We start from the raw sequence: 4599 nt of genomic DNA, 5'->3' as shown, positions 1-4599 counted from the left end.
CGGGGCCGTCGGGCAGGTGCCGGACCAGCGGCCAGGCGGCGGCGCAGCACACCGCCATGAGCAGGAACCCGGTCCCCGCCCCCACGCTGTGGTTGGCCTCGGGCACCGCGACGATCAGCAGCGCGGTCACGCAGACCGTGCCGGCGATGGTGACGGCGGACGCCTTGTCGGCGTCGCCGGTGGCGGCGAGTGCCGCTGTCGCCGCCGCGTAGACGACGCCGAGCCCGGCGCCGATGACCAGGTTGGCGAAGATGAGAGTCACCGGGTCGAAGGCCGCCGTCGCCCCCACGAAGCCGAGGCCCGCGAGGATCAGGCCGGCGCGGACCATGCGCACCCGGTGCGGCCGTGCGGCGCGTTCGGCGAGCAGCAGGGTGACGGCGGCGGTGGCCATGAGCTGGGTCGCGGCCACCAGGCCCGCGGAGGAGTCCGACAGGTCGAAGCGGGAGGAGAAGTCGTCGACGAAGACGGGCATCACGTTCGCCCCGCCGTTGCCGAGGGTGACGCCGGCTATCAGGGCCACGAAGACGCCGAGGGCCGGGGCGGAGCCGCCGCGCGCGCCCCTCGTCGTGGGAACCGGGTGTGCATCAGGCATGGGAGTCCTCAGGTGGGAAGACGAGCGGGGAGGTCGGGGCCACGGACGGGTCAGCCGGCCCAGACGTCCTCGACGTACACGCCGGACTCGACCAGCGCGGCCAGCCACTCGCCGGCCTCGTCGTCGTCCGCGCCGGTGTGCTCGCGGTAGATCGCCCTGAACGCCTCCCGTACGGCCGGCGCCATCCGTCGTCCGTCGCCGCAGACGTGGACGCGCCCGCCGTTCTCCAGTGCCGCCCAGACCTCGTCGCTCTCGCGGGCGATGCGGTCCTGGACGAAACGTGCGCCGTTCTCGGGGGCGTGGGAGAAGGTGGGGCGCATGCTGACGGCTCCGGCGGTCTGGGCGGTCGCGAACTCGGCGCGGTGGAGGTGGTCGACGTCCGGGTGGTCGCAGCCGAAGTAGCAGAGCAGGGTGCCGGTGGAGCCGGTGTGGAGGCGGTCCAGGACTGCTCCCCGGAAGGGGGCGAGCCCGGTGCCGGCGCTGACGAGGATCACCGGGACGGAGTCGTCGTCCGGCAGCCGGAAGCTCTCGTCGCACGGCAGGACGCGGGCCTGGACGGTGTCGCCCGCCTTCAGGGTCTGGACGTGGTGGGAGGCGATGCCCCGGAAGGTGTCGTGGCCCGCGCGGTGGGGTGCGGCAAGCAGCGACACCATCAGGTCGACGGTGTCGGGGGTCGCCCGGGCGGAGGAGGAGATGGAGTAGTGGCGGGGGCGCAGCAGCGGCAGGAGTTCCAGGAAGCGTTCGAAGGGCAGTTCGCAGGCCCGGTGACGCTCAAGGAGTTCCAGGACGCTCAACCGGGTTCCCGTGTCGGCGAGTTCCGTCAGCGGCTGCTTCTCCGGCGGGCAGGCGGTGTGGTCGGCGAGGACGGCGGTCTGGTCCCGGGTGGCGGGGTCCTGGAGTTCGACGAAGTCGGTCAGCAGGCGGCGCAGGGTCAGCGGGCGGTCGACGGGGAGGGCGCTGCGGCTGCGGCGGCGGGCGCGCAGGGCGACGGTGCGGTCGAGGTCGAGGGCGAAGCGGTCGGCGACGCGCCGGACGAGTGTCTCGGGGTTGCGCGGGAGGAGGGCGAGGTGGTCGCCGGTGCGGTAGGTGACGCCGGCGGGCAGGCGCAGCCGCAGGAAGCGCTTGGAGCGGCCCAACTCGTGGGTCATGTCGACGAGTTCGTACGCGTCGAGGACTTCCATCGACTGTACGCCGTGGCGTGCGGCGAGTCCGTCGGTCACCGAGTCGGCGGCGTCGTGGAGTTCGTACAGGCTCTGGTCCTCCCCCGCCGGCTCGGCCTGGGCCGTCGTCGTGCCGGAGCCGTAGCGCTCCAAGAGGGTGGTCCACAGGTCGCCGCTCCAGCGGTCCACCGCGCCCGCGAAGTCGCCGGAGGCGTCGGCCGCGCCGCGTTCCAGCATCGGGACGGCGCCAGCGGCGGCGAGGTGTTCGTCGATGAGGGTGGGGACGCGCTGGTAGGTGGCGGCCCAGTTGCGGTCGCCCACGCCGAGGACCGCGTACGGGAGGCCGTCGAGGGCGCCGGGGGCGAGGCTCTCCAGCCAGGTGACGAACCGGGCGGCGTCGTCGGTGGGGCGGCCGTTGTAGGAGGCGGCGACGATGACGACGGGGCCGGTGAGCTTGTCCACGGCCGCGTCGAGCGGGGCCACGTTCGGGGCGAAGCCGTGGGTGTCGGCGTCCGTCGCGAGGTCGCGGGCGAGGGCGGCGCAGGTGCCGAGGTTGGAGCCGTGCAGGAGGGTGAGGGCCGTGCCGGTGGCGGCTCGGGAGGCCGGGCGGTGCTGGACGGCGGTCGTGCCGCCGGCCTGGGCGGGGGTGCGACGGTCGGCCGCTGAGCGGCGGATGAGGCCCAGGGAGAAGTCGTCGGGCTTGATGGTGAGGGACTGCTTGAGCTTCAGCCGGTAGTCGGTGTGGTCGACGAACCGGTAGCGGTGGACCAGCAGGCCGAGCAGCAGGGTGGCCTCGTGCAGGGCGAACTGGCGGCCGATGCAGGCGCGTTCGCCGCTGCCGAACGGTTTGAACAGGTGGACCGGTCGGGCCGCCTCCCGTTCCGGGGTGAACCGGTCGGGGTCGAACAGCTCGACGTTCTCGCCCCAGGCGGGGTCGCGGTGCAGGGCCGGGGTCAGCACCATCAGTGTCTCGCCCTCGCGGACGGCGTACTTCCCGCCGATGACGGTGTCCTGGACCGGTTCCACGGCGAACGCGGGCGCGGTCGGCCACAGCCGCAGGCTCTCGTTGAGGACCTGGCGGAGGTAGGTGAGCTTGCCGACGTCGCCGTACTCGGGGTCCGGGGTGTCGGTGTCACCCCACAGCGCGTCCACCTCGGCCTGGGCCCGCGTCAGGACCTCGGGGTGCTTGGTCAGGTAGTACAGGGCGAAGGAGAGGGCGCCGCTGGTGGTCTCGTGTCCCGCGATCAGGAACGTGATGACCTGGTGGCGGATGTTGACGTCGTCCAGGGGCGCTCCGGTCACCGGGTCCTCGGTGTGGAGCATCCGGCCCAGGAGGTCGTCGGTGCTCGGGTCGCCGGAGGCCCGGCGGCGGCGGATGACCTCGTCGACGAGGTCCGTCATCGACCGGGCGTCCTTGCGGAACTGGTCGGCCTGCTTCCACTTGAACAGCTCCGTGCCCGGGACGGATTCGCCCTTGGCCTGGGTGAAGTGCAGGGCGCGGGCCATGGCGTCGACGAAGGGGTGGGGTTCGGCACGGCGGAACGATTCGAAGTCGTAGTCGAAGCCGCACAGCCCGATCGTGTCGAACGTCAGCCGGGTCATGTCCTCGGGGACGTCCACCGGGTGCTCCCCCGCCGCCCGGTCCCATTTGGTGACGAGGGAGCGGGCGACGCGCAGCATCGTCGCGTGGTAGCCGCGCATCGCGCCCAGCGAGAACGCGGGCATCAGGATGTCGTGCGCCTTCTGCCAGTTGGGCTCGTGGTGGAAGGCGGTGAACAGGCCGTCCCCGGCGAGCTGCCGGATCTCGACGAGGTCGGCGTGCACGTTCTTGCGGAAGCGGGTCTCGTCCGACAGTTCCGTGACCAGGTCGAGGCCGCCGACGAGGACGGTCTCGGTGCCGAAGACGCGGACCTTGAACAGCGGGCCGAGTTCCTTGACCTCGTTCATGAGGTGGAGGAGGCCCTCCGCACCTTTCGGGATGCCGAGCGCGTGACCGATCAGGGGGAGCGCGGGGCGCTCGGGGACGGACTCGGTCGTACCCATGGATGCGTGCGTCATGGCGTGCCTTTCGTCGTGCAGCAGCAGTCGCTTGCCGCCGACCATACAAGCGACATTGTCAGCCGACCAAGTCGAGAGAATGTGTCAAGTGACACAGGCGCGCGACAGAACCCCGGACCGCCTCAACTCATCCCCTCTCGCCGTCCTTGACACAGCCGTCGCTCGACATGGTTAATCGACCTTGTCAATCGACAAGCTCAGTGAAGCGAGGTTCCCGTCATGAGCACGATGCTCGCCGGACGGCTCCGCCTGGACAGCCGCACGTTCGCCGTCGAAGAGGTCCCGGTCCCCGTCCCCGGGCCGGGTGAGGTCCTCGTCGAGGTCAAGGCCGCCGGGGTGTGCCTGTCGGACGTCCATCTGATCGACGGCGGCATCACCCCCTTCTTCCCCGACGAGGAGGTCGCCGCCTCGAACGCGCTCACTCTCGGCCACGAGGCGGCCGGCACCGTCCACACCCTCGGTCCGGCGGTGCGGGGTCCGTGGCAGCCGGGACAGCGGGTCGTGCTCCAGGCGGGGCAGGCGTGCGGCGGGTGCGAGGCCTGTCTGCGCCGCACGGGCTGCCGCCGGCCTCGGACCCGGGGCGTCGACTACCACGGCGGCTGGGCCCAGTACGCCCTGGCCCGCGAGGACACCCTCCTCCCGATCCCGGACGACCTGCCGTTCGAGCAGGCCGCGATCATCCCGGACGCCGTGTCCACGCCGTACGCCGCGATCGTCGGCACCGGTGCCGTGCGGCCCGCCCAGGCCGTCGGCATCTGGGGAGCGGGCGGTCTCGGCGCGCACGGCATC

General features: G+C 72.2%; 2 protein-coding genes and 1 pseudogene. 1 reads left to right on the top strand and 2 read right to left on the bottom strand.

The features are described from left to right. Both ACVNF4_RS32730 and ACVNF4_RS32725 read right to left on the bottom strand, forming a co-directional pair. A pseudogene (locus ACVNF4_RS32730) lies at positions 1–592 on the bottom strand (MFS transporter); the annotation flags it as partial. A gap of 50 nt (positions 593–642) precedes the next feature. Continuing rightward, entirely contained in the window at positions 643–3810 is a 3168-nt protein-coding gene (locus ACVNF4_RS32725; protein ID WP_461806512.1) for a cytochrome P450, read from the bottom strand. 219 nt (positions 3811–4029) lie between these two features. On the opposite strand from ACVNF4_RS32725, the gene ACVNF4_RS32720 reads away from it, so the two are divergent. Beyond that, a partial coding sequence (locus ACVNF4_RS32720) for an alcohol dehydrogenase catalytic domain-containing protein (protein ID WP_461806511.1) occupies positions 4030–4599 on the top strand: 570 nt, incomplete at its 3' end.

Source organism: Streptomyces sp. S6 (assembly GCF_054880855.1).
The sequence above is the reverse complement of the archived record's forward strand: the minus strand, read 5'-3'. Positions and strand labels throughout refer to the sequence as shown.

Coding starts and splice junctions, on each gene's coding strand:
- ACVNF4_RS32725 (WP_461806512.1), bottom strand. CDS start 3,810: ATGACGCACGCATCCATGGGTACGACCGAGTCCGTCCCCGAGCGCCCC.